This window comes from Rhodococcus sp. D-46, assembly GCF_011290655.1.
Taxonomy (GTDB): Bacteria; Actinomycetota; Actinomycetes; order Mycobacteriales; family Mycobacteriaceae; genus Rhodococcus_F; species Rhodococcus_F qingshengii.
In genome coordinates this window covers 132,091-154,400 of the sequence record NZ_JAANTF010000010.1, presented here as the reverse complement: position 1 = coordinate 154,400, position 22,310 = coordinate 132,091, and the positions used below count along the sequence as shown (strand labels likewise).

The window sequence follows — 22,310 nt, the reverse complement described above, 5'->3', positions numbered from 1 at the left end:
TACGGTCAGTTCCTGGCCCAATACTGCGAGGGTGACGTTGTCGACGCAAACTTGTCTCCGATCCGCACAATGTGTTCGACAACCATGCACTCTGCCTGGACAGCTGCGGACTCAAGGTGGGCTATGTACAAAGGATTTTCGTGGAGTTCTGGCATCCGTTCGTGAGTGCGATGAACCGCCGCAGATACAGCGTTGTCGCCGCCGCCGCCACCTGAGGGTGCTGCCGGAGGACTCTGTCAACTTAACCGGGCCATGAGTCAGGGATGATGGTCGGATGAGTCGTGGAGACGAAACGCGGGTGGATTCGACGCGGTCGCTGTACGAACGGCGCCGCTATCCCGCGGAGATCATCGCGCATGGCGTGTGGCTGTACTACAGGTTCACCTTGGGCTTGCGCGATGTCGAGGAGTTGACGCTCGCCCGCGGTATCGTCGTCTCGCACGAGACGATCCGTACATGGTGCGCGAAGTTCGGGCCCGAATACGCGCGTGGCTTGCGCCGTGCCCCCCAAGCCCGGCGACACATGGTTCCTGGACGAGATGTTTGTCAAGATCGGCGGCATCCGGAAATACCTGTGGCGACCGGTCGATCAGGACGGCAACGTCCTTGACGTCCTGGTCCAGTCACGACGCAACGCGAGGGCAGCGAAACGCTTCTTCGCCAAGCTGATGCGGAAGCAGGGACGAGTCCCGAGGGTGCTGGTGACCGACAAGCTTTCCAGTTACGTTGTGGCGCGTCGAGAGTGGATGTCATCGACCGAACACCGGTGCTCGAAGTACCTCAACAACCGGGCCGAGAACTCGCACCAGCCCACCAGGCAGCGAGAACGGGCAATGAAGTTTTTCCGCTCACCGGCCGCAGCACAACAGTTCCTGGCGGTGTTCAGCGCGATCTCGCCACATTTCCGGCCGGGCAGACACCGACTGACGTCCGCCGACTAACGCTCCGAAATGACCGACCAATTCGCCACCTGGAACGACGTCACAGGCGTACCCGCCGCCTGAACTGTTTTCCATTTACAGAATCCGCCCGGGTGCGCCCTAATGCTATTGATCCCCAGTTACGTTCAGTTAAGTTGACAGAGCCGGCAGGGCTCCGATGAGGTCACTGGGAGCGCCTGGCCATCCTCAGACTTAAGGAACGAGAGTTTTGGGAGACCACTACCGGCAAGCTACCTCGCGAGGACCCGCGGTACCCGGCCCGCTGCGGCCCATGATCTCCGCGAACAGCCAGGTACCGAAGATCGCGAACACGATCGCGGCGCCGGCCCCGACCAACGCGGATCCGTCGAGATTGAACGTCTGACGCAGATAGACGTTCAGCAAACCCATCATCGCCACCAGGTATACCTGGAAACGAGCAGCATCATCCGCCGATTCCGGGCCTTGTTGTAGTCGCAGTCGATGAGGTGTTCCCTGGAACCCTCGCCGATCTTGCGCGTGACCTGATCACGGATGGTGTCGTGCGCGGAAACCCCATGTCGCCCCTCAAGATATCCCCGGCAAGTCCGTCAATCTGCGGCCATGCGGTGAGAGACGTTCCGGCAGGGCAGCTCCCGCTTCAGCGCTACGAAGATCTATCACACCAGTCGTGAACCTTTCGGTAGCCTGATCTCCCGTCGTTCGGTGGGCAGGCTTGCCGCGGCACGGATGCCGCGGATGTCATCGGCAGTCAACGGCGCGGACAGATCGCGCTGTATGACCACGGTGCCGTCCCGATACCGAAATGCCTCCACGGTGGGCGGGAGCTGGGTTTCGTCGACGGGGAACTCTTCACCCAAATAGGTGCAGCTGCCGATCGTCGCACCGCCGGGCACGTACCTCTGAACCCGCGACTCAGCTCGCCGGTAGAGGACCGCTGTGGGGGCATCCCAGATATCAGTGAGCCCTTGAACGAGGTTCAATGCCAGTGTGATCCGAGATTCGTCGGCGAAAGTGCAGATGAAACTTCCCGTCCCCAAAGTGCCCCCGAAACCAGCCACCACTCGAATATCGCCGGCATGCGAGTACAGGCTTAGGTGTTGTGGGAGCGAGAGTGGATACATCCCACCGGTGGCGTGCCGTGATCGCCGCTTCTCGATCAATGAGGCTTCGATCGATTCTTCCGTCGGCGGCACCAGGATCTGCCGAACGTTCGAGGCGAGTATCTGCTCGACCGTCGCCTCGGGGGGGGAGGGGGGAGATCGTCGCCTACCGACTGATAGAGGTCGACACCGAAGACCGGGTCGATGTCACGAAGTAACTGCAGCGAACGAACAACGAGAGCGGCGGTGACACTTTCGGATGCTGGCGGCCCCTCAGGCGAGATGGCTCTCAAGGTCAGTCCGTCCGTCATGGTTCGGAGCAGTGATGTCGACGGCATTTTCACTCCTTTTCCGTCGTGGCTCAGGCGAATCGATCGCTGATTTGCAGGTCGCAGAGTCGGTAGCCGGGTGGCGCGCAGTGCGTGTCACAATTCGATCCCCAACCCGACTACAGGAAATCTGACCGCTACCGCACCGTGGTGACGAGCTCCTCTCCCATTGCCGCCAACACCAAACTACGATCGCCCAGATCGAAGACTGCAGTGACCGGTTTGCCGCCTGCAACAGTGTCGACGGTGAGCGCTTCGACGCTGTGCCCGATGAGGGCGGACACAGCAGATCCCTCGTCTGCGTCGAACACCGTCCATTTCCGTATTCGGCGATGTACCGGGCATTCTCGGCTTCACCCTCAGGAACTGCACCAGCACCGACATCAGCAAACGGGTCGAGCCACGGCCCCCACGGCACACCAATTCTTCTCCGTCAGGGCCCGCGTCGAACACGAAAGCCTCCCGACCAGCAACCGTCACCTCAACCGGACCGTTCCACGACTGGATCACATTTCCGAGAACGTAGTAGACGCGCCTGGACCCCGGTAATCCGCTCACCGACAACACACCGCCGAACATCGGTGAGCGAAAGCTGTTCTGACACCCTAATTTCTCCCTCGAATCCAGCCGTCGAAGCGTGGGCGCGTCCAGTCGATCGTGGCGTACCGGTGGGTATTTTCATCCGAGTGTTTCGGTGCTTCGGCGTTGCGCCTCGTACTGCGCGGCGTCGGCAGCGAAATGTTCAGCATCGGCACGAGAGAGGGCGGTGGTCTGCCCGCAATGTGCGCACGCCATGAAATCTTGTCCGTGCCCGAACGGGAAAATCGGGAGGAAGAACAGGGCGAACCACGTACGCCGGCGATGCAGCCGCTGCGCCGCAGTGACCCGGCACAGGTGACAGGTAAAGAACAGTGCCGCGATGAAGGTCGTCTTCGTGCGTGTTCCGAAGATCAGCATCCGATTTCTCCTCTGGTCAGCAGCGAACATGCTCCGCCCCAGCACTTTTCAAGACCACCAAGCATTGGTTACTACGCGTGCGTGTCCCCGGCGTCAGCGTCATCGGTGGTATCGACGACGTCGATGTCGAGGGCACCGTCGGGACGGCGGCGAATGAGATCGACGGCAACCGAGGCGACGTCGTAGTCCACCAGCGCCCCGTCCTCGGTGCGGCAATGCAGCGAGAAGTACACGATCCCGTCCACCACACGGTGTGTCTGGGCTTGGACGCGGAAATCGCCGCCCAACACCAGCCCAGCGCGATACAACGTCATCGGCCCGTCCGGAAGCCCCGGCAGGAGCGGGATTTCCTCGATACCGCCGTCTGGGAGCATCCCGTCGACGCCATAGACGATCGGATGCCCGTCCGATTCCTTCGACACCACTGCCAGCGGCATCGACGCAACGCTGTACAGAATTCCGGGTGTGCCTTTCAGAAGCACATTGAGCAGAAGGGAATCGTCCTTCGAGCTGAAGGAAATTCCGATGACACGAATCTCCTGCCCCGTGACCAACCGCGGCGCCCACACCATGACCTCGCCCCATGGCATGCTCGGCCACGGCGTGCTCTGGACCAGCATCAGTTCACTCCTAAGTAGAACGCGCCATTTTTCAACGCGTTCTGGTACGCGTTGTCTCCCTGGATCTTTTTGATCAAAGACTTGGGCGCGCCTTCGAATTCTTGGGTGTTGAAGTTGTAGTAGTACTTCCCACCGCGATCGTCCTGCAAATGCAGTTGCCCAGCACGCTCCCCGGGGGCGGGATTTTCGATATCGATCCGATAGTACGGGCCGTTCGGCGGAATCCTAGGAGTCAAATTCTGACTTTCGCCGAGCTGCGTTCCACCCGTACCGAGCATGTCCCCGTTCGGTGCTCGTTGCGCTTCGGGGCTCGGTTTCGGGGTGCTGCCTGAATTTCCGGAAGTGCCGTTTCCGTATCGGCGGGCCTCGAAGTTGGTTGCAATGTCGGGGGCGACCTCGGCCATCCCGGCGCCCGCGAGAGTGGCACCTCCGGCGATCGCCGCGGCACCAACAGCGTTGAGCGCCAACCCGGCCGGTAGTCCGATACCGGTGGCATCGAGCAAGGCGCCCCCGCCCTCCACCGTGCCGCCCAGACCAGCGAGGAGCATTCCTCCGACAATCGATGCGGCGGCGGCCGGATTGTCGAGCATCGCCTGCGCAAAGGCCCCGGCAGCGTCGCCGGTGACGTCGAGGGCTTCGTCACCGAAATCCCAGACGTTGTCCCATACCCGCCGCGCCAGACCCGGTTCGTCCTCCTGTTCACGCGCCTCGCGTTCTGCTTCGAGTATTTCGCGGTCGATGGCCGCCTGCTCGGCCGCGGCCGCGGCTTCCTGGTTCGCGTGCTCCTGCTCGGCGGCCATCGTGTCCAGAGCCTGCGTGGTGGGCACCGCGCTGACCTCCAACCCTCCATCGGCCGAATCACCAGGTTTGGTGTAGTTGTTGGTGGTGCCGTCACCTTGATCGACGGTCATCGGGACATCCGGCTTCATCGTCTCCGGGTTCGGCACGTACGCCGAGTGCCCGTCATCGGGGGTGCCCACCACCGCGATACCGCCGGGCTGTCCCGTGATCGCTTCCTGCCCGTTCGACAGTTCGACCGCAGAGATCTGATGCCCGGTGGCCTCGTTGGTGCCGCCGTCGAGGCCGTCCGCGAAGATCGGATACAGCACATCCGGTCCGGGTTCGATGTGCTGAATCAGGGTGGTTCCGTCGTCGCCGACTTCGTACCATGTCGGCACCGGACGGCCCAGAGCGTCGTACGCCCACGGCGGAGCCTCGTGCGAGACCACCGTGCCGTTCACGTCGAGGATGTCAGCGGAGCCGTCTGCGTTGACACGCATATGACCGCCTGGGGGAACCTTCTTCGGGAAGTAGTACTCACGAGGTGATTCCGGCCCGTTGAGAAGGTCGAACGTCTGCTCCGCACCACCAGGCCACACCACCGTCAATTCCTCGTACCCCGGACGGAAGATCCCACCCGATCCGAGACCGCTCATCGACGTCTGCGGTAGCGGAGTGACCTTCCCGCCCTCACGCGCACTGAACGGCCCGGGCCTCCCCCGCACTCCGATACCGGCGGCAGTGAAACCTGCGGCGCCGACCAACGCGAGTTCGAGGTAACGGTCACGTCCGTTATCGTCGTCGAGCCCCGAGGTCGCCACCGTCGGAGTCGATTCAGGCTGCCCGGAAACACTATTCGGTGTCGCTGCTGGGACGGGTTCGGGGCCGCGGCCGGGGGTGGTTCCCTCACCCGGGGTGGGGTTGAGTGTGGATGTGGGTGAGGGAACCTGTGGCGTCGACGCATTAGGGGGTGCGCCGGCACCGTTTTCCGAGGTCGGGGACTCGGAAGCAATGGGCGGAACCTCGATCGTCGGCACCGGAACGATCGGGGTGCCGTTGTAGGTGGGGAAATTCGTCGGAGCATTGGCCCCGACATTCGGGCCACCGCCCGGAGCTTGCGCACCCGGAAGCCCGACATTGGTCGTCGGCGCGGCCGTCGCTGTCGTGGACGGTGCTGTCAAGCACGGGTTGATGTACTCCGGCGGGATGGGGGCACCGGGTGGTAGTGAGGCGATCAGGTTCAGGTAGATCTGATGATCACGTGCCCGCACCGCCGCGCAATCCTCCGCCGGCCCCGCAGTCGCGGGACCAGCAGTCAACGCGATACCCGCACCGATCACACCAGCAGTGCCGGTCAACACGGCCCCCGCAGCAAGTACCCCCGCCAGCGACCTGCGCAGCGTCATTCTCGCAGTGCGTGTCTGTGTGGGCGTCACCGGCGATCACCCGAGTTCGACGTCTTCCCCACCTCGGCGATGAGCTTGTCCGCGCCCCACCAGAACACCCGCCCCGCGATCGACATCCACAAAAAGAACGCCAGATACACCAGAATCGTCCCGTAATCGGCCGCCCACCCTCCGAGCCGTCCGATCACCGCGAACGCCGCGATAAGTAGTGCGAGCCCGCACACGGTCGCGATCACAGCCTTCGACATCAGGCTCAATTCGCTGTCGCGATCCCATTCTTGTTGCGGGGATTCGGTGCGAGAGCGGCCGGGGTCGGTAGACGAAGTTCGCCCAGATCCAGGCGGAACATAGGGCAAGGCGTTCTCTGCCGTGAGGTCGCGGCGGGTGGGTGAGGTCATCGGGGCGTTCGGTGAAGTGGTCATCGGAGGTGAATGCCTTTCCCCGCCAATAAGAAACGCGGGACTCGAGATACCCGTCACTGACCAAGGAACGGGCAGTCATGGGAAGGAGATGCAGCAGTGCACAGGAAGCTGTAGCTGATTACCAGGGGCAGTTGACGTACGAAGTTGCTTGAGCAGCCCACGTTCCGCCCGGCGGAAGATAGAACTGGAACGAGGTGCACCCGTTCGGATACTGGGCAGCACGGGCCGTCTGGCTTGCCAGGACATCCGCCGACGCATCGATGACACGCTCCCACCCCGGTACCGGGATCGTCGCGTTCGCGGCCGCGAGTGCGGCCGGGATGCCACTGTCGCGAGCGGCGACCGTCACAGCGTGGCCCAGGGGAACCTTCACCACCGGGGCACCCAACTCAGCCGGCGCCGCGCTCGCGGCCGGGGAGAACGCGAGCAGCATTCCCGCCGTCGCCACTACCGCTCCTGCGGTGGTTACCGCAATCGTCTTCGCGCGTGCACTAGACATGAATGGTCTCCTATCGGAATGTGAAAAGTGCTGCACACCAGACGATGAGCAGAGACAGACGCGGACGGGTCAGAGCCAGGTTGGATCGGAGTACACGAACACACTGTTATCCGACGTCGCCGTCGAGACAGCGAACTGTGCGTACGAGCGGATCGTGACCGGGCCCATGCACGCATCGACCTTGACGTGCACGTTCTCCGCCGTGATCGACGCCTTCGCAGCCTCCAGGTCTTTCTTGCCGAGCGGGATGGTGGTGATCGTTCCCGGTGCGATCGTGGTCTGGATGCTCGGGTTCACCGACGCATTCACCCCCACGTTCGCACTCGGGCCGGTACCGGCAATGGACACACCCACCGACGGACCGAGCGAAAAACCAAGCCCCACAACGAGTCCGGAGGAGACGTCGATTTGGCAACCGATCTGCAGGCCCTGCTTGATATAGCCCGTCTTCACCGCAGAATCGCCGGCGCCGGTGATGGTTCCGGTGACCTTCGCCGACACGAACCCCTCACGGGTGAACGCTGTTGTCGCCAGGTTCGAGACCGGGTTCGCCGAAAGTTTGGCAGCCGCCAGATCCAACGTCCACCCGTCGTCGGTGACCGTGCTCGCATACTTGTCCGACAGTGGTGTCGGGGTCGCCGACGCACTCCCGGCGAACGCGAGAGAACCCGCCATCAACACGGCCGACACCGCAGCACAAGAGCCCACAGCCTTACCGATACGGTGCTTTCCTACTCGGGCCTGAGCGCTCTCGGCGGTGGTGGTGGCCATGGTCGGTCTCCCTGTGGGTGAGTAAAAAGTCCAGCAACCCGATCGATTGCCGAAACTTAGCTGAATGCCTGACCGGGACGCTACAACACGACACGGATGCCCGACCAGCCCCCGATATTCGACCCAGCCCACCAAAAGTCGTATCCGGCGTTACAGCAACATTTCCGGAACACTCGGACCAGGCGGTTTGTTCACCTGCGCCGCGTGACGGGACTCACGATCACGAATTGGTGACGACTCACACGAATTCAGCGACGTTCCGGCAACCGGTCCGCGAAAAAGGCTTACGAGTGCCTGATCTGCGGCTGCGAAGATCGACTACCGCGACGAAGCGCTGCTTCGACCAGGCGCACGTAGGACGGTGAATCCGCAGGAACCTCCAGGCGGCCCTCGGAGATGCGGAGCTTGGTAGCCATATCCAAAAGCAAGTCCAGCGAGGGCGTGGAGAGGCCGTTCGCTGCCAGCAGCAGAGCCTTGTGCGCCGCGTCGTCCAAACCCTCTAGTATCTGGGCGTCCTCGACGTGAACGTCACCGCCCTCGGCAGGGGTGGTGAAGAAGTAGCCACGGGAGACCCCGAAGTAGTCCGCGAGCGCGGTCACGACCTCGTCGGAGGGGCTCGCGCGGTGCCCGTGACGTAGCTGGGAGAGGTACGGCTTCGAGATCCGGCAACCGTGGTCGAGCAGGCCGCGCACAACGCCGGCGTTGGTCAGATTCGGGCCCGCTTCGGCGAACAGTTCGTTCAGGCGAGTACGGAAAACACTCCCACTCGCCATCTGCCCCACGGTCACCGAAACCTTCTCTTCATCGTCGGGCGCCATGCCCGCACACTATTGCAACACATACCCGAAACCTCGGAGGGTGGACGATCGCCGAGTTGCTCCGCATTATCTGCCCACCCCAGAGCCGCCGGGTCGGCGTGGTCGGGAGCGACCGCCGTATCCTTCTGAGGTGAACGCGATGAATCTTCCAGGTGCCGGACAGCGGGTTGTCCGCACCGAGGTCGGTCACGCCCTACAATTCGAAACCGACGCGCACGTTCGGTACTTCGTCGAGGAGAACCCCGTCCTCACCCGACCCGACAACACCGAAGTCACCATCAGCCTCCCGGCACCTGCATCCGGAACAGACATCGCAGCGGAACTGAACGGCGCGACAATCGAACTCAGCACCTGCACAACAGACGGATCACTCGTCGTACTGTTCGACACCGGGACCGTACTGTCGGAGCCACCGTCGCCGGATTTCGAAAGTTGGAACGTCTCCGCGCCAGGGAACGTGCTCGTCGTCTCGACACCTGGTGACACGATCGCAGCGTGGAACTGGCCCAGCACCGACGGACATGGCTATCGATGAATACCGGCACCGAGGCATGAGCACTACTTCCAGGACAACCGTTTCGCCGCACCGTTTAACCCCGCCGGAACCTTCCTGACCTGTCAATCGAGAGGACAAGACTCATGACTTCCGATCACCCGCATGATCCTTCACCCGAATCGCCAGATCTTCGCACTCTGATCCTCGAGATAGCCGACGACTACGTTCACGGCCGAACCTCCCTGCACTCCTTGGTAACCGTCTACGAATCGATCGTCGACAAGTACGAGCACGAACAACGCGATCGCCACGAAGACCTACGCTGGGCATGGCTGCAGATCGAAATCATGAACGCTCTACGACACGATGACCCGAGCCGCGCACCGCAAGACGAGAAAAGGGTGCGCGAAACCATCGATGAGTTCGTGACTACATTCCAGTCGCTCCATTCCGCCTGAGCCGTCGCCGATAGTGGTGGCAAGCGGCAGGCATCGATCGACCGCAGGTCCCTCGATGATCCGCAGGATCCAAGCCACAGACGGTGTCTGGCTCAACGAGGAGTCAGCTATGAACCTCCGCCGATGATGCGTCCGTTGCCGGGCCTACTCGCCTGCAAGGGAACTGGGGAATGATCTGCACTGACAGTTGCGGGTGCAGCCTGCAGAATGAGCGCAAGACGTCGACGGTGGACCGACTGGATTTGCATGCGCGCACTCCACAGGCTGCTGGCGGAACTGTACCCGGAGATGACTGCGTCTAATCGCGGGTGCTCGTGGTAGGCAGTCGGAGTCAACCTATGGCCTCAGATGTGTCGGCGTCACGCCTGCACCGAGCGCAAACGGCGGCACGCTTCGGCTGCGAAAGGTGCGTGATGCGCGGGTGTTTTCTGTTGGAAACACCTGCAGTTCGCGCCAGCGATGACAGCGGTGGCAGAATCCACGCCGGGTTAGGCAGATACGGGTGTGCGGGAAACGCTTCCCCTCACACCCGCTTTCGTATCAGTGTTGAATGTCGTGTCGTCTCAAACGGATCGAATTCAGTGAGCGGCGTCGAAGGCGTCGAGGATCTCCGCTTTGACCCGCCCCCGCGGTGCCACGTCGTAGCCGTTCTTGACTGCCCAGTCCCGCACTGCCTGCAACTGCTCTTTCGAGCGACCTGAACCGGTATCCTTCGCCGTCACATCAGATTTACTGCCGCGGCGTGCCTTTCCGACTTTCTCGGCGACCTTCACGAAAGGCTCGAGGGCGGCGTTGAACTTGTCGACGTTCGTCGGCCGCAAATCGATCAGGTAGTCCGACCCCTGATACGAGAATTGGATGCGTTCGCCGAACCCGTCGTCGATAGGCTTACCGTCGAGATCGTCGATAAGTTGGCGAATCACTCTCTCAGCCATGCAACATCGTCTCCAATTCGATAGGAATCTCTCCAATGACCGGGTAACCCTAGCAACCCTTGTGTCGACACCGAGACGACCTCGAGACACCGAGAGTGACCCACCCGCCCCGACAGCACCGCCTGGTCAGGCCGGGAGGCAATGGTGCTTTACTCGACTGATGGGCTGGTCGGTGCGGAGATGGTTTCAACGGAGACAGCGGCCGGCAGAACCACAAGGGTCGGGGCAGGTGCAGATCGAGACGCCTGAGGTTCCCACCGCGCACACACAGTTCTACGAGCGTCAAGCCGTAGCGTGGGAGCAGGCGGAAGCCGAGTTCAGTTCCCGCACATGGCCATTCCTGATCGTGGGCGATGTGTCGCAGTGGGCGCGTACCTGGCTCCCAGCCGGCCTTGTAGACGCCTCGCCGGCGGAACTGGATGCCGCGTACGTGCGCGGCGAGCTCCCATATATTCCGTACGCCCCATACGCGCGTTTCACTGAGGCAGTGATCGCTAAAGCAGCCGAAGACGGCATCGTGGTTCTTCCCGTGCCGGGACGACTGACGAGCACGTATGTGCATCGAGACGATGTCACCGAGCGCCAGATCGCCAAAGGTTACGGACTGCATGTCGCGGACAGTGCAGTGCTGGAGATCCGCTCTGCCGCCGGCGTGATCTGGGAAGGGGAACTGGGTAGTTCGGAGGGTTCCCGGCTGCACGGCGCGGCCGCGATCGAGCGAATAGTCCACCAAGTCATCGACACCTTCGCCCACGTGCGGCCCTTCCTCCACTACGCCTGGGACAAGGACCACCAACCCAACACCCGGCCACGACAGCAATGAGTGGCCGAGAAGCGCGCCGGTCAATGCCGAACAGCGACAGGTAACTCGACGTCGCAGATGGAGGAAAAGTGGATCTGGAGCATGTTGCGAGATTTGTCGCCGCACCCGAGTTGGTCGAGATCGACGACCTCACATTGCCGGACCGCCGACAGCTACCGGAGCACTGGCTGCACGCACTCGCCGGGGATCGTGCGTGGCGCGTGGCGGAAGTGTTGAAGCGGTGGAACCACTTCGGGCGACCGATCATGTCCGACACCTACACGACGATCACTGCCAGGCTCGTCGACGTCGCCTTGCTCACATCGCGGGGTGAGTGGTTTCTCCTGTACCGGATGACTGCGGCGGGCGGGGGTGACATGTACTACCTCGGCGGGCGGCCGGTCACCGAGAACGGCGACGTCCCGGCAGTGTGGCACCACTTTCCGGCAAGCCTCACTCGGTTCTACACCCACCTCCACAACGGCTGGTACGACATCGCGGGAAGAACGGTCGGGCCACTACCACTGCGCGAGATGTTTCGCATCGACGCCTCCGAATGAGGAATTCTGGGCGGTCTCTCCCCCGACGAGTACCCCGACCCGGCCCGCTGCGTCGCCACCTTCAGCTCCGGCGGCGGCGGATACCTCTTGCCTGTACGTCGACGGGGACGCCGTCAGAGGGGTGGTGTGGTCGTCAGACGAGCCCCCGTACTTCGTCGACTACTCCACCTACCTCGACATCTGGACCAACGTCGGACTCGGCGCATGAAACCACATCTTTCCCGGCCAAATCAGAGGTAGTAGTCGAGGATGAGGAGGTCAGGCCATGTGCGGGCGCTACGCCAACCGAAGCTCAGATAAGGAATTGCAGTCGTTTTTCGACACGATGCAGACTGTCGGCGACGAACTCCCACCGTCCTACAACGTCGCACCTACACAACCGGTCCGCGTGATCCTCGAACGAACCCCACGCGAGGAACCCGACGGCGAGCCCCAACCCCAGCTCAGGACGGTCAAATGGGGCTTGCTCCCTGCCTGGGCGAAAGATCGGAAGATGGCGTCCAAGCTCATCAACGCCCGCAGTGAAAGCGTCACGGAGAAGCCCTCATTCAGAAGTAGCGCCTCCAAAAGGCGCGCCATCATCCCGGCCGCCGGATACTACGAGTGGATGAAAAGTGAAGCAGGGTCGAAGATTCCCTATTTCCTTCGCGGCGAGGACGATATTCTCGCGATGGCCGGACTCTACGAATTGTGGCCCGATCCTGAACTGCCCGAAGATGATCCGAACAAGTGGGTATGGACCTCCACAGTCTTGACCCGGCCAGCCTCAGATTCCTTGGGGCACATACACGACAGATCCCCGCTGATCCTGCCCGAATCGTTCTGGGAACACTGGCTCGACCCGAACCTCACCGACAAAGGCGAGGTCCAGGCCATGATCAACTCAGTTCCGGAGCCGCATCTCGAACCCTACGAAGTCTCGACTGCGGTAAACAGCCCTCGCAACAACAACCCGTCACTATTGGAGCCGGTCTGACCACACATCCATTGGCGCACAACGCTAACGGCAACATTCGTCTGACCGCGTTGAGTTGACGGTCACCGCGGAGCGTCGCGGAGCCGAAACAGAGCCGCCGCTTCGAGCCCATCCTGCAGGTACTGGTACTCCCCCACCAGCGCTGCGCGCAGAGTCAGCTCGTCGAGGTCCGATCCAGCATTCAACAGCGCGCGAAGGGCCGTGTCATCTCCGCGTACCGATTCCCCGAGAAGGTCTTCCGAAGCCTGCTCGAGGAAATCCGCGAGAGATGAGAGCGCTGAATTCGGCTCCCCCGACGAACCCGGTGCAAGGACGAAAGGCACAACGCGTGTCGGATCATGGCCAACAGCTCTCCACCTCCCGGACTCGTATCCGTAAGCGAAGTTAAGGATTTCGTCGTTGCTTGCGGTGTCGAGCCACCAGGGTTCGGCACCGTGATCGCACAAGACGGCGCGGCCGCCCTCCAAAGCAGGATCAGGGCTGTGCCGGTCGAAACCGAAGATCACAGCACGACCGCTCGGAAGCGAAATGAATTCGAAGTGTGATCCGCCGCCGTCGCGGTAGGTGACTCGATTGTTTTCGATGGTGAAGGTCGAATGGAGGTCGGAGAAGGAGAAAACTGCCGCGTACGCTGCCGCCCATCCCGCGAGCATCCGATGTGCTGCAGCCGGATCCGGAAGGTCGATTTCAATCGGAGTCATCGTCAGACCGTAACTCTCCCCCAAGTGCGCTCAGCCCGACGTGCGCCGCACCACAGGATCACCTGCCAGCGGAAGCGCGCGGTCACTGGAAGCATGAGCACATGCTCACTATCCGGATCACCGACAACGCCGCAGCAATCCTCGGTCTCGGCGTCGGGTTCTCGACGATCGACCCCACCGACGGCCTCACGCCGCAGCTCAGGGCGAAGTTGAATCGCGGAATAGAACGCCGCGGAAAGCTCCTGGTCTGGGCGGACTCACGTGCCGACGACGAGAGTCCGCCGGCGAACTTCTTCGACTACACCGGGTGGGAATGCAACGACAGTGCATTCCACCTCGAAGACTATGTGCCACTGCGCACCCCGAATGCCGTTGCTGAAGACTTCCTTCCCTCCGGCCTTCCGGTCGAGTCGATGGGACCGTTCATCACCAGATCCGATCAACGCGCGTTGCTCGAGCAAGGCATCGCGTTCGCCCGCGAATTCGCCCAGCTTGTCTACGATCTGCCCGAACCCACTCCCGTTCGCTGCATGATCTTCGTCAGCAGCAATTGCGGCACCTTCCGGTTTCACCAGATCGAGCCCGGGGTGGAGTGGACCGCTCTCGACCGCCTCGAGGACGACTACCCCACCAAGTTCAGCAGCAAGGGTGTCGTCGTCGACATCGTCCCCTCGACCACCAGGACTTTTCGGTGCCAAGTCTGTGGATACCCTGGATTACGCGAGCGGCCTTACGCCCGAGATGGTTCGGGTTCCGGCGAGAGGTGTCCAGCGTGCGCGTTCACGTTCGACGCGGCCCCCGGCGCCGACCAGCACCGCCACAGCAGGCAATCGCGCACGCATGAACAGTGGCGTGAACGCTGGATCTCCGGCGGAATGCGGTGGCAGAGCGCCCCGGACGTGCCCCAACCAGTGATCTGGGAGCCGGTCAACGAACTCGCCGAACTTCTCACCATGCGCCGGCGATCCCTACAGTGATACCTCGCATGAGGATTCGTTCGGCCGCATATCAGTTACACGGGTTTCGCCACCAGCATTGCCGACACGGTGACCGCGCCGGCATCGATCACGGACGTCGTGAAAACCTGGTGACGTGAACCGTTCGACACCGACACCATTCACGCGCAGGCGTACCCGCGGAGGTCACAGCAGGATCCCACGCTCGGCGTCCGCAATGACCATCGCAGCTGTCCGTGATACCCATCTGTCGTGGTCGAGCAGACTCCACGTCGGGTCGCGGTTGTCCAAGGGCGTCGCCGCTAAATGCACCCGCTGCACAAACTGGCCGACGGTGGCAAAGGACAAAGCGATCCACCGCCACGATCGATCATCTGCCCGCGATACCTAGTCGACCCATCACGGTCGTCGTTATCGCCGACACATCACTGCCCGCTCCTGCGAACGGTGCCGCTCCGACGTTGAGGACAGCAGTCCACGACTCCACCAGCGACTTCGGACCCCGCGGCGACGCTTTGAGGCCCGAACGGGTCCGCTGAGGCTTCTCCATGAATGAAGCCACGGACTTCGCCCAGACGGCGTCACCGTCGCGCATTCCGGGCAGCGGATATGACTGGACGTGGCGGCGTACCGCCTTGCAGCGGTCGACGACCTGCACTGCGCCGACAGGTTGGGTTGCCAGCAGAAACTGCATCAACGACCCCACGTCACCTGTTCGGCGCACATCCGAAATCGCGGCGCCATCGAGATTACGCCAGTTGCTGGTCCTCGTCATGACACCTGACCTTGATCGAAAGTGCCGTGAGCTAGGGGATTCGGCGTATGGAGCGGATCCGGTCTCCCCATCAATGGGTGATCGGGCATCGGATTGCCGACAACTTCACGCCAACCACCGCGAGTAGAGCCAATAGACCCATTCACCTGTAAAGATGCGCGGAAGGTGCGCGTGATAGTTCCACGCAGTGTTGCCAGAGGGCACCTCCACCCACCATGCAGCCTCACTGTCAACAGTGCCGTGACCAACCCTCATGGTCCCCACGTCGGGGCGGTAGACCAGAATTCCGTCGATCAGGTCCCAATCGTCCATGACCTCTTCGACAACTGCGCGCCGATTCACTGCGACGCACAGCTTCTGAGCGCCCGGTCCCCTTCCCGAAGAGGAACTGTGCCACCACGGGCCGCGTCCGGGCGACTGACTGTCCGAGTACCGCCGAGTTGTCACATGCTCGTCCGGTTTGCTCCGCTGCACTGTGCACCCACGCCTATGCCGCGACCGTCGCCACGCTGGGCACTCGGTCTAGTGACTCTGCGCCGACCGGGGCACTCCTCGCCCGAGCAGAGCTCTGAAAGGAAGCGTCTCATCAATGTTCGAAGGCGAATGTGTTCCCGCTGACTCAGCCAGCAGAATGAACCGGTTTTCACTCCTCGGGAACTTTCTGGGGTTGTGGTGCATCTGATTGTCGACACCAGCGAACGGTCGCTGTGTCACCACGGCGAAAGGGACTTCTGCGATGGCTACTCCGAATGACATCTCCATCAACCCTCAGGTCACCGGCAACCCGGAAGATGCCCAGTTCACCGGCGCCGATACGGCCGCCCCCTCCTCTGTTCCGACTTCGGATTCCGGCGTCGATAGCGGATACGGGTCAGCGCGCGACCTCGACGGTGACGGCATCGTCGATACCATCGAGATCGATCTTGACGGTGACGGTGACGTCGATCAGATCACGCACGACCTCGACGGTGATGGTGTGGCGGATGTGGTGGAAACATCCACTGCGGGTGATGGACGTTTCGATGTGATCGATATCGACAGCAATGGCGACGGTTACGCCGACATCACCCAGATCGACGTCGACAACGACGGCCGCATCGACGGGGTCGTCCTCGATACCAACTTCGACGGTCTCGCAGACGAAGCGGACTTCGATTCCGATGGCGACGGCCGAGTAGACACCGTCATCGTGGACACCAACGGCGACGGAATTCTCGACTTCGCGGGCATCGACGTGGACGGCGACGGCTTCGCCGACGAGTTCGTCACTGATCCAGGTCAGACCGGTGAGTGGAATCCGGTCCCCGATTTCACTGATCCCGCCGAGACCCCTGACACGGCGCCACCAGCTCCCGACGCGATAGATCTCTGACTGAAGTCTGATTTCGGTTTCGCTGTTCTGCAATGCAATTCGTTATTCGCACTTCGGTGCCGACATCTGATGGGATAGACATGGACGAGAATTTCGGCACCGACCTAGCCGACACCGATTACGCTGGCGATCCGACGCCGACGGATGACGGGGCCGATTTCCTCGGGGATAGTGCAGGGATCGACATGCCGGCGATGCCGACAATGTGGGACGACACTCCCGACTCGGTGACGAGTCCGAATGCGATGCCGTCCATGCCCGCTATGACCGTCCCCGACAACGACATCGAACCAGACGCTGCCCCGCCCGCTCCGATCCCGACCAATGACGATGCCTCACTTCCCGACCCGTCCGAGGCACCGACACCAGCGACCGACGGAACCCCAGGCCCTGACGACGGAACATACGGAACGCCCACCGCATGGACGGCGGATTGGTTTTACCAGGAGGTCGACGGATACTGCGGCCCGTCCTCTGTTGCTCAGATCGTTTCCGAATACACGGGCCTCGACATCAGCGACCCGCAGCAGCTCGTCGATCGTGCACTCGAGCTCGGTTTGTTCCCGAACGGTGATCCGTCGCAAGGGATGACGTCGAAGAGCATGGAAATCCTCATGGAGGACCAAGGGGTGCCGTGCCATCTCGAAAGCAGTTCGATCAGCGATCTGGAGGAGAAACTGTCCGACGGGTACGGGGTGGTCACGATGGTCGATTCCGGTGAGATCTGGTATCCCGGTGAGGAAACCGTCGAAGACGACACCCCGGATCATGCTCTCGTGGTCGCCGGCATCGACACCGAACGTGGCGTGGTCATCCTCTCCGACCCTGGCCATCCCGACGGCAACCAACTCGAGGTGCCCATCGACAGGTTCGAGGATGCGTGGTCCGACTCCGGGCACGAGATGCTCGTTGCCGATGCTCCGGATGCTGACCTCGCCGATTCCACCGTAGATCCGACCGTCGCTGCGTTGGCTCCGAGGCCGTGGGCGATCATTACCCTGACGCATCGATGACTCACCGCACGCACGCCGCGGCCGAATGATCAGAGAAAGTGAGATCCGCAATGTCCGGTGACGAAGGCAGTCTGTTCGACGAACTCGGCATTCCACGCGAGTCGTTGCTGCCGGAACCGCCCGAAGACGTGTGGTCCGCGGCCCTCGTGTATGCGCTCGACCCCGACAGCGCCCCTACCGACGACACACTCGCCCCACCGATGGACGACACCGTGCGCCCCGGAAACGATGTTGACGACATCGGGACGTTCGACGACGACACCGAGAGCAGCGACAGCGGCGATGCTCACCCGGACCTCGAGCACTTCGGAGACGTCGATGTCCCCGACGACAGCGACGACGAGGACATCAACGATGACATCGATCTCGGAGACGGCGTGTGACATCAGCGCCGCCCGCGGCGTCAGCCACCCAGGACGTCTCTCGCGCCGACTGAATCCTCACAAAAAGGACAGGTGATCGGCCGTGTCATGCCTCGGCAACCTGTGGCATATATTCTGACCGCTGACCAACCGAGGGGACCGATGGACGACACCGCGCTACTGCAGCTGTGCCGCGAAGGCGACAGCCGCGCCTTCGGCGAATTGGTCGGCAGACATCGCACCCACGCGTGGGCTGTATGCCTGCAGATCACCGGGAACCATCACGACGCGGAGGACGCATTCCAGGACGCCATCACCGCGGCCTGGCAGAACCTGCACCGCTTCCGCGGAGATGCCAGATTCAGCACCTGGCTGCACCGCATCGCCGCGAACGCAGCCTTGGCAACAATTCGACGGCGTACCCCAGACCCGACTGCACCGGACGATCTCGTCGAACTGCACGATCCCGCCTCGCTGACTGCAGACCGCGTCGCCGACGTCGACGCGGTCCGTACAGCCCTTGCTGAGCTTCCGGAAGATTTCAGGGTCGCGATCGTGCTCCGCGAATTCGCAGAACTCTCCTACGCGGACATCGCCGAACACCAAGGCGTCGGCGTCCAGACAGTGAAAAGCCGCATCAACCGCGCCCGGAAACAACTCGTCACCGCACTCGCCCCATCCACCGGCTGACAATTCTCAAATCCAGGTACTTGTGAGGGCGGTGGATCGTCAGCGGAGGGCGGTCCGACCAGGGACGGCCTGGCCTACCCTTGACGCGCGAAGTGGGAGACGCGGGATGGTCACATTTGTTACCTGAGCGTTCACCTCTCTACCCAACCGACGTCGCATTTTATCCGGAACCCCTGAGAGGGTGGTCTGCGAACTGCTTCCGGTACGACGAAGGTGTGATCGCAAACGCGGATGCGAAGTTCTGCCGAAAGGTGATTACGCTTCCGAACCCACACGCGACAGAAATAGCGTCGATACTCCAATCGGTCGTCTCCAAAAGCACTCGAGCCTCGCTCAGACGTTGTTGGAGAACCCATCGTGCAGGAGTGGTGCCAGTAACGAGGCGGAATTGCCGAATGAAGCTTCGACGACTCATTCGAGCCTGACCCGCGAGACGGTCAACGGAAAGTGGTTCGCCCAGTCGTCGTAGCGCCCATTCCAGTACATCCGCAACAGCTGTATCGCCCGCAGGCTCCGCGAGTGGTCTCTCGATGTACTGAGCCTGGCCACCCTCTCGATGCGGCGCAACGACCAGGTTTCGCGCCACACGGGTGGCAACTGCGGATCCGAGGTGCTTACGCACCAGATGCAGACAAGCGTCGACCGACGACACCGTCCCCGCGGACGTCATGACATCCCCGTGGTCGACATAAAGCACCGACTCGTCCAAGCGGATGCTGGGATGGCGTTCGGCGAGGGCGGGCATCATGTCCCAGTGCGTAACGGCCGCTCGGCCGTCGAGGATCCCGGCGTCGGCGACGGCAAAAGCGCCGAGACACAGCCCCACGATCGGTGTACCGCGAGCGTGTGACTGGCGAAGCTTCGCTCGCAACGTCTCGCTGATCGGTGAAAGTGGTAGCGGCCAACTGGGAATGATCACGATGTCCGCCCAATCGAGCGTCCGCGGTCCCGCCACATCTGCGATCGAGTATCCCTCTGCGGTCCGCACCGGACCCGAGCGATCGGACCACAACCTGGTTTCCCAATCACGTGCAATTCCGAGTCGGCCTAGCTCACCGAACACCATCAGCGGTGCCGCGAGGTGAAACATCGTGATGCTGTCGAACGCGTACACGGCAATTCGCATCTCGGTCTCCCCCGCTGCTTGGCGCAAAGTCATCGAAAGTATGCACCCGTGCCACTCACCGATTCATAGAGACCACCGAACAATGGAAGATGAGCGTCAGGGACACCGACGCGAAACTGAATCCGGCCGATCTTCCAGGAGTGATGAAAGTGCCTACACCTCGCCGTGCCCTTATCGTCGTCGACGTCCAGCAGGAGTACTTCGACGGCCCTCTGGAGATTCAATATCCGCCGCGTGAGGAATCGCTGGCAAACATACTCAACACCGTCAAGGTTGCCGGCGCGAATGACCTTCCCGTCGTCATCGTGCAACATCGAATGCCCGACGGCGCCCCGGTCTTTGTCGAAGGCACCCCCGGATGGTCGCTTCACCCGGCACTCGAGGGTCACATCGATTCGGCAACCAAGCGCGTTCACAAGCAGTACGCGAGTATCTTCGCCGGCACAGATGTCGCCGAATGGCTGCGCACGAAGGACGTCGACACCATCACGATCGTCGGGTACATGACGAACAACTGCGACCTCGGCACCGCCGTGGAAGCAGAGGCGCTCGGGTTCGCCGCCGAAATCATCTCCGATGCCAGCGGTGCGATCCATCTGGCCAACGAAGCAGGTCAGGTATCAGCGCAGTCGCTACACGAGACCCTCATGATTCTTCTGCAATCGAACTTCGCCGCCGTCGCAACAACAAGCGAATGGGTCGAGGCCGTAAATTCCGGAACGAATTTACCCAAGAGCAATCTTGTCGTCTCAGCCATCCAGGGACGCGAGTCAGCCTCCAACTGACTTACCAATGCCGCACCGGGACAACAGTTTAAGACATTTCGACTCCCCGCCGATACCGGCGACTTATCTTAGCCCCTCGGATGCCGCGACACTTCAAGGCTGATCAGTCCAATGAACGCGGACGGCGACGCCGGCAGGCAACGCGAAGCTGCGACCGCTTAGTCTGTTCTCAGCACTCCCGCGCCTCCGCGGGAAACGGAAGCCTCCCCCCGAGGGGCTTTGACGCTACGTGGAGGCTGAACCCGGCCCACACGAGTCAACCCAGCGGCCTCCGTCACCTCAGCAACAATATCCGGTGTACACCCCCAAGGTGTACACCGGATATTGTTGCAGTAGATACTATTTCGCGGATTCGAGGATCTTGTACTGCGCGGTGGTCATCTGGTGGACCTTCGTCTCGTCGTCGAGAGCACTGATTTCACCGAGGTACCGCCCTTGGTGGACGATGCAGTAGTTGTACGTTCCTTGCGGACTGTCCTTGGTGAAGCAGGCCACGTTCGGGACACCGGGCGGGTTGGCGGATGGAGTGAATCCTTCGGAGTCGACGATGTCCCCTTTGAACAAATCGAACAGCGTCGCTGCGCCGTCAGCGCTTTCAGATCGATAGACATTGCTTCCCGAACGTGCCATCAACGTCGTCTCGGATTTGTCCATGAAGTCCAGCGTCAGTGTCGGATTGGTCGAGAAGTGCGCCGACCCACGAGGCCCGTAGACGGCGTCGGAGCTGGTAGTGCGGTTGCCGTCGTCCTCCGGGATCGTCAGCACCAACACGTTGTCGATGTCCATCGGCAGTTCGGCAAACTTATCGGCTGCGGTCGCAGGGAACTTGTCGATCATCGGGCCCTGTTGTTCGAGGGCTTTCGCGGTGATCTGCGCCGTCCAGTCCTTCTCTGCGATCGGAGCGCTGGCCCATGTGTAGATGATGTACTGCCCGTGCGGGGTGAACGAATTCGAGCTGAACGTACCGTCGGAGCTCTCACGAGTGGTGGTCAGTGTGTCCGGCAGGATGTCGATGCTCGTAGGTACCCCGCCACGCAAGTACTCGCTGGGAAGCGCGTCATCGGCGGACATATCTGCCGCTGCCCGTTGCGCTGATTCTGCGTCCGGGAACCGCAATACAGCGTGCACGATGGACTTGTCCGCTTTCTTGTCTTCGTAGGAGCGGGAGGTGGAGAACCCGGTCAACATGCCTTCGCGTTCGGCGATGTCCGGCGACTTACCTGTCAGCAGGACGCTCAGTGCGGTGCCGGATTTGATGACGTACGTCGACATCCCCACTGGGCCCGTCAGCAGCGGGTCGAGTTCGGTGGGGAGGACGACGAATTCGGCCATCCGCTGCCCTTCGACGTAGCGGCCGGAGTTGACGCTGGTCACGGTCCCGAAGTCGGCTTGAGGAGTGGTGCGGTACGTTCCGGGATCCATCTCCCCAGGTGCTGCGCCCTGGGCAGCGACGGTCGCGCTGCTTCCGCTCTCACTTTCGGCGTTCGCCTGGCCTTCGCTGGTGCGCGAGCATCCAGTCACCAACACGATTGCCGCTACCGTTGCTGCCAACGGCGCAAAGGTTTTCGCGCGCATCTTTCCCTCTCTCAGAACTGTCATGTCCCCACTCATTACCGCGTGATCGACCTGAACCGGCCGAACCGACCAGGTAAGGAACCTCGACAATCAGATGAGACGG

Annotated in this window: 27 protein-coding genes and 1 pseudogene; 12 read left to right on the top strand and 16 right to left on the bottom strand. The window is 61.9% G+C overall.

Annotated elements, in window-relative coordinates; translation table 11 throughout:
• Positions 1-274: 274 nt before the first annotated feature.
• A pseudogene (locus G9U53_RS25365) lies at positions 275-1,004 on the top strand (IS6 family transposase).
• A gap of 156 nt (positions 1,005-1,160) precedes the next feature.
• Here G9U53_RS25365 and G9U53_RS25360 read toward each other — a convergent pair.
• The 10 genes from G9U53_RS25360 to G9U53_RS25315 all read right to left on the bottom strand — a co-directional run bounded on the left by G9U53_RS25360 (position 1,161) and on the right by G9U53_RS25315 (position 8,625).
• Positions 1,161-1,334: a hypothetical protein gene (locus tag G9U53_RS25360; RefSeq protein WP_207624585.1), complete on the bottom strand. Its 174-nt coding sequence runs from the start codon at positions 1,332-1,334 to the stop codon at positions 1,161-1,163.
• Positions 1,335-1,579: 245 nt separating this feature from the next.
• Positions 1,580-2,116 (bottom strand): hypothetical protein, encoded by a 537-nt coding sequence (locus tag G9U53_RS25355; protein ID WP_242692723.1) that lies wholly within the window; start codon positions 2,114-2,116, stop codon positions 1,580-1,582.
• 373 nt (positions 2,117-2,489) lie between these two features.
• A complete protein-coding gene (locus G9U53_RS25350) occupies positions 2,490-2,663 on the bottom strand; it encodes a hypothetical protein (protein ID WP_165639418.1) in 174 nt (57 codons plus the stop codon).
• Positions 2,664-3,030: 367 nt separating this feature from the next.
• The gene (locus G9U53_RS25345) at positions 3,031-3,309 is read right to left on the bottom strand and encodes a zinc-ribbon domain-containing protein (RefSeq protein WP_165639417.1); all 279 of its coding nucleotides are present in this window, start codon (positions 3,307-3,309) and stop codon (positions 3,031-3,033) included.
• Between the two features lie 71 nt (positions 3,310-3,380).
• Positions 3,381-3,929 carry a hypothetical protein gene (locus G9U53_RS25340; protein WP_165639416.1) on the bottom strand — a complete coding sequence of 183 codons (549 nt, stop codon included), beginning with the start codon at positions 3,927-3,929 and terminating at the stop codon, positions 3,381-3,383.
• Entirely contained in the window at positions 3,929-6,115 is a 2,187-nt protein-coding gene (locus G9U53_RS25335; protein ID WP_207624584.1) for a hypothetical protein, read from the bottom strand. Before G9U53_RS25335 ends, G9U53_RS25340 begins: the two co-directional genes overlap by 1 nt.
• Before the next feature lie 26 nt (positions 6,116-6,141).
• A complete protein-coding gene (locus G9U53_RS33635; protein ID WP_242692721.1) occupies positions 6,142-6,537 on the bottom strand; it encodes a hypothetical protein in 396 nt (131 codons plus the stop codon).
• 118 nt (positions 6,538-6,655) lie between these two features.
• Entirely contained in the window at positions 6,656-7,036 is a 381-nt protein-coding gene (locus tag G9U53_RS25325) for a hypothetical protein (protein ID WP_165639414.1), read from the bottom strand.
• Positions 7,037-7,105: 69 nt separating this feature from the next.
• Positions 7,106-7,807, bottom strand: a complete 702-nt coding sequence (locus G9U53_RS25320; protein WP_165639413.1) for an MspA family porin — start codon at positions 7,805-7,807, stop codon at positions 7,106-7,108.
• A 284-nt stretch (positions 7,808-8,091) separates the two neighbouring features.
• Positions 8,092-8,625, bottom strand: coding sequence for a helix-turn-helix domain-containing protein (locus G9U53_RS25315; RefSeq protein ID WP_242692719.1), 534 nt, complete (start codon positions 8,623-8,625; stop codon positions 8,092-8,094).
• Positions 8,626-8,764: 139 nt separating this feature from the next.
• Here G9U53_RS25315 and G9U53_RS25310 point away from each other — a divergent pair, with 139 nt between their 5' ends.
• Together G9U53_RS25310 and G9U53_RS25305 are read left to right on the top strand one after the other, a co-directional pair.
• Entirely contained in the window at positions 8,765-9,160 is a 396-nt protein-coding gene (locus G9U53_RS25310) for a DUF6188 family protein (protein ID WP_207624583.1), read from the top strand.
• Positions 9,161-9,264: 104 nt separating this feature from the next.
• Positions 9,265-9,579 (top strand): hypothetical protein, encoded by a 315-nt coding sequence (locus G9U53_RS25305; protein ID WP_165639411.1) that lies wholly within the window; start codon positions 9,265-9,267, stop codon positions 9,577-9,579.
• Between the two features lie 578 nt (positions 9,580-10,157).
• Here G9U53_RS25305 and G9U53_RS25300 read toward each other — a convergent pair.
• On the bottom strand, positions 10,158-10,514 hold the full coding sequence (locus G9U53_RS25300) for an Lsr2 family protein (RefSeq protein WP_165639410.1): 357 nt from the start codon (positions 10,512-10,514) through the stop codon (positions 10,158-10,160).
• A 229-nt stretch (positions 10,515-10,743) separates the two neighbouring features.
• Between G9U53_RS25300 and G9U53_RS25295 the strand changes: the two genes are divergently transcribed.
• From G9U53_RS25295 to G9U53_RS25285, 3 genes are all read left to right on the top strand, one after another.
• The gene (locus G9U53_RS25295; protein ID WP_165639409.1) at positions 10,744-11,337 is read left to right on the top strand and encodes a hypothetical protein; all 594 of its coding nucleotides are present in this window, start codon (positions 10,744-10,746) and stop codon (positions 11,335-11,337) included.
• Between the two features lie 68 nt (positions 11,338-11,405).
• On the top strand, positions 11,406-11,876 hold the full coding sequence (locus G9U53_RS25290; RefSeq protein ID WP_242692717.1) for a hypothetical protein: 471 nt from the start codon (positions 11,406-11,408) through the stop codon (positions 11,874-11,876).
• 265 nt (positions 11,877-12,141) lie between these two features.
• Complete coding sequence (locus G9U53_RS25285; RefSeq protein ID WP_165639408.1) at positions 12,142-12,852, top strand: SOS response-associated peptidase; 711 nt, start codon at positions 12,142-12,144, stop codon at positions 12,850-12,852.
• A 62-nt stretch (positions 12,853-12,914) separates the two neighbouring features.
• Here the strand turns inward: G9U53_RS25285 and G9U53_RS25280 are convergent, their stop codons facing one another.
• The gene (locus tag G9U53_RS25280) at positions 12,915-13,553 is read right to left on the bottom strand and encodes a hypothetical protein (protein ID WP_165639407.1); all 639 of its coding nucleotides are present in this window, start codon (positions 13,551-13,553) and stop codon (positions 12,915-12,917) included.
• A 101-nt stretch (positions 13,554-13,654) separates the two neighbouring features.
• Here G9U53_RS25280 and G9U53_RS25275 point away from each other — a divergent pair, with 101 nt between their 5' ends.
• Entirely contained in the window at positions 13,655-14,530 is an 876-nt protein-coding gene (locus tag G9U53_RS25275; RefSeq protein ID WP_165639406.1) for a hypothetical protein, read from the top strand.
• A 349-nt stretch (positions 14,531-14,879) separates the two neighbouring features.
• Here the strand turns inward: G9U53_RS25275 and G9U53_RS25270 are convergent, their stop codons facing one another.
• On the bottom strand, positions 14,880-15,284 hold the full coding sequence (locus tag G9U53_RS25270) for a hypothetical protein (protein ID WP_165639405.1): 405 nt from the start codon (positions 15,282-15,284) through the stop codon (positions 14,880-14,882).
• A gap of 105 nt (positions 15,285-15,389) precedes the next feature.
• Entirely contained in the window at positions 15,390-15,731 is a 342-nt protein-coding gene (locus G9U53_RS25265; protein ID WP_165639404.1) for a hypothetical protein, read from the bottom strand.
• A 289-nt stretch (positions 15,732-16,020) separates the two neighbouring features.
• Here G9U53_RS25265 and G9U53_RS25260 point away from each other — a divergent pair, with 289 nt between their 5' ends.
• The 4 genes from G9U53_RS25260 to G9U53_RS25245 all read left to right on the top strand — a co-directional run bounded on the left by G9U53_RS25260 (position 16,021) and on the right by G9U53_RS25245 (position 18,721).
• On the top strand, positions 16,021-16,656 hold the full coding sequence (locus tag G9U53_RS25260) for a YdgA family protein (RefSeq protein ID WP_165639403.1): 636 nt from the start codon (positions 16,021-16,023) through the stop codon (positions 16,654-16,656).
• An 80-nt stretch (positions 16,657-16,736) separates the two neighbouring features.
• The gene (locus G9U53_RS25255) at positions 16,737-17,669 is read left to right on the top strand and encodes a C39 family peptidase (RefSeq protein WP_242692716.1); all 933 of its coding nucleotides are present in this window, start codon (positions 16,737-16,739) and stop codon (positions 17,667-17,669) included.
• 50 nt (positions 17,670-17,719) lie between these two features.
• Complete coding sequence (locus G9U53_RS25250; protein WP_165639402.1) at positions 17,720-18,052, top strand: hypothetical protein; 333 nt, start codon at positions 17,720-17,722, stop codon at positions 18,050-18,052.
• A gap of 141 nt (positions 18,053-18,193) precedes the next feature.
• A complete protein-coding gene (locus G9U53_RS25245) occupies positions 18,194-18,721 on the top strand; it encodes a sigma-70 family RNA polymerase sigma factor (protein WP_165639401.1) in 528 nt (175 codons plus the stop codon).
• A gap of 160 nt (positions 18,722-18,881) precedes the next feature.
• On the opposite strand, the gene G9U53_RS25240 is transcribed toward G9U53_RS25245, so the two are convergent.
• Positions 18,882-19,847: a helix-turn-helix domain-containing protein gene (locus G9U53_RS25240; RefSeq protein ID WP_165639578.1), complete on the bottom strand. Its 966-nt coding sequence runs from the start codon at positions 19,845-19,847 to the stop codon at positions 18,882-18,884.
• Between the two features lie 149 nt (positions 19,848-19,996).
• Here G9U53_RS25240 and G9U53_RS25235 point away from each other — a divergent pair, with 149 nt between their 5' ends.
• The gene (locus tag G9U53_RS25235) at positions 19,997-20,632 is read left to right on the top strand and encodes an isochorismatase family protein (RefSeq protein ID WP_347570834.1); all 636 of its coding nucleotides are present in this window, start codon (positions 19,997-19,999) and stop codon (positions 20,630-20,632) included.
• Between the two features lie 339 nt (positions 20,633-20,971).
• Here the strand turns inward: G9U53_RS25235 and G9U53_RS25230 are convergent, their stop codons facing one another.
• Complete coding sequence (locus G9U53_RS25230) at positions 20,972-22,231, bottom strand: hypothetical protein (RefSeq protein ID WP_165639400.1); 1,260 nt, start codon at positions 22,229-22,231, stop codon at positions 20,972-20,974.
• Positions 22,232-22,310 lie beyond the last annotated feature (79 nt).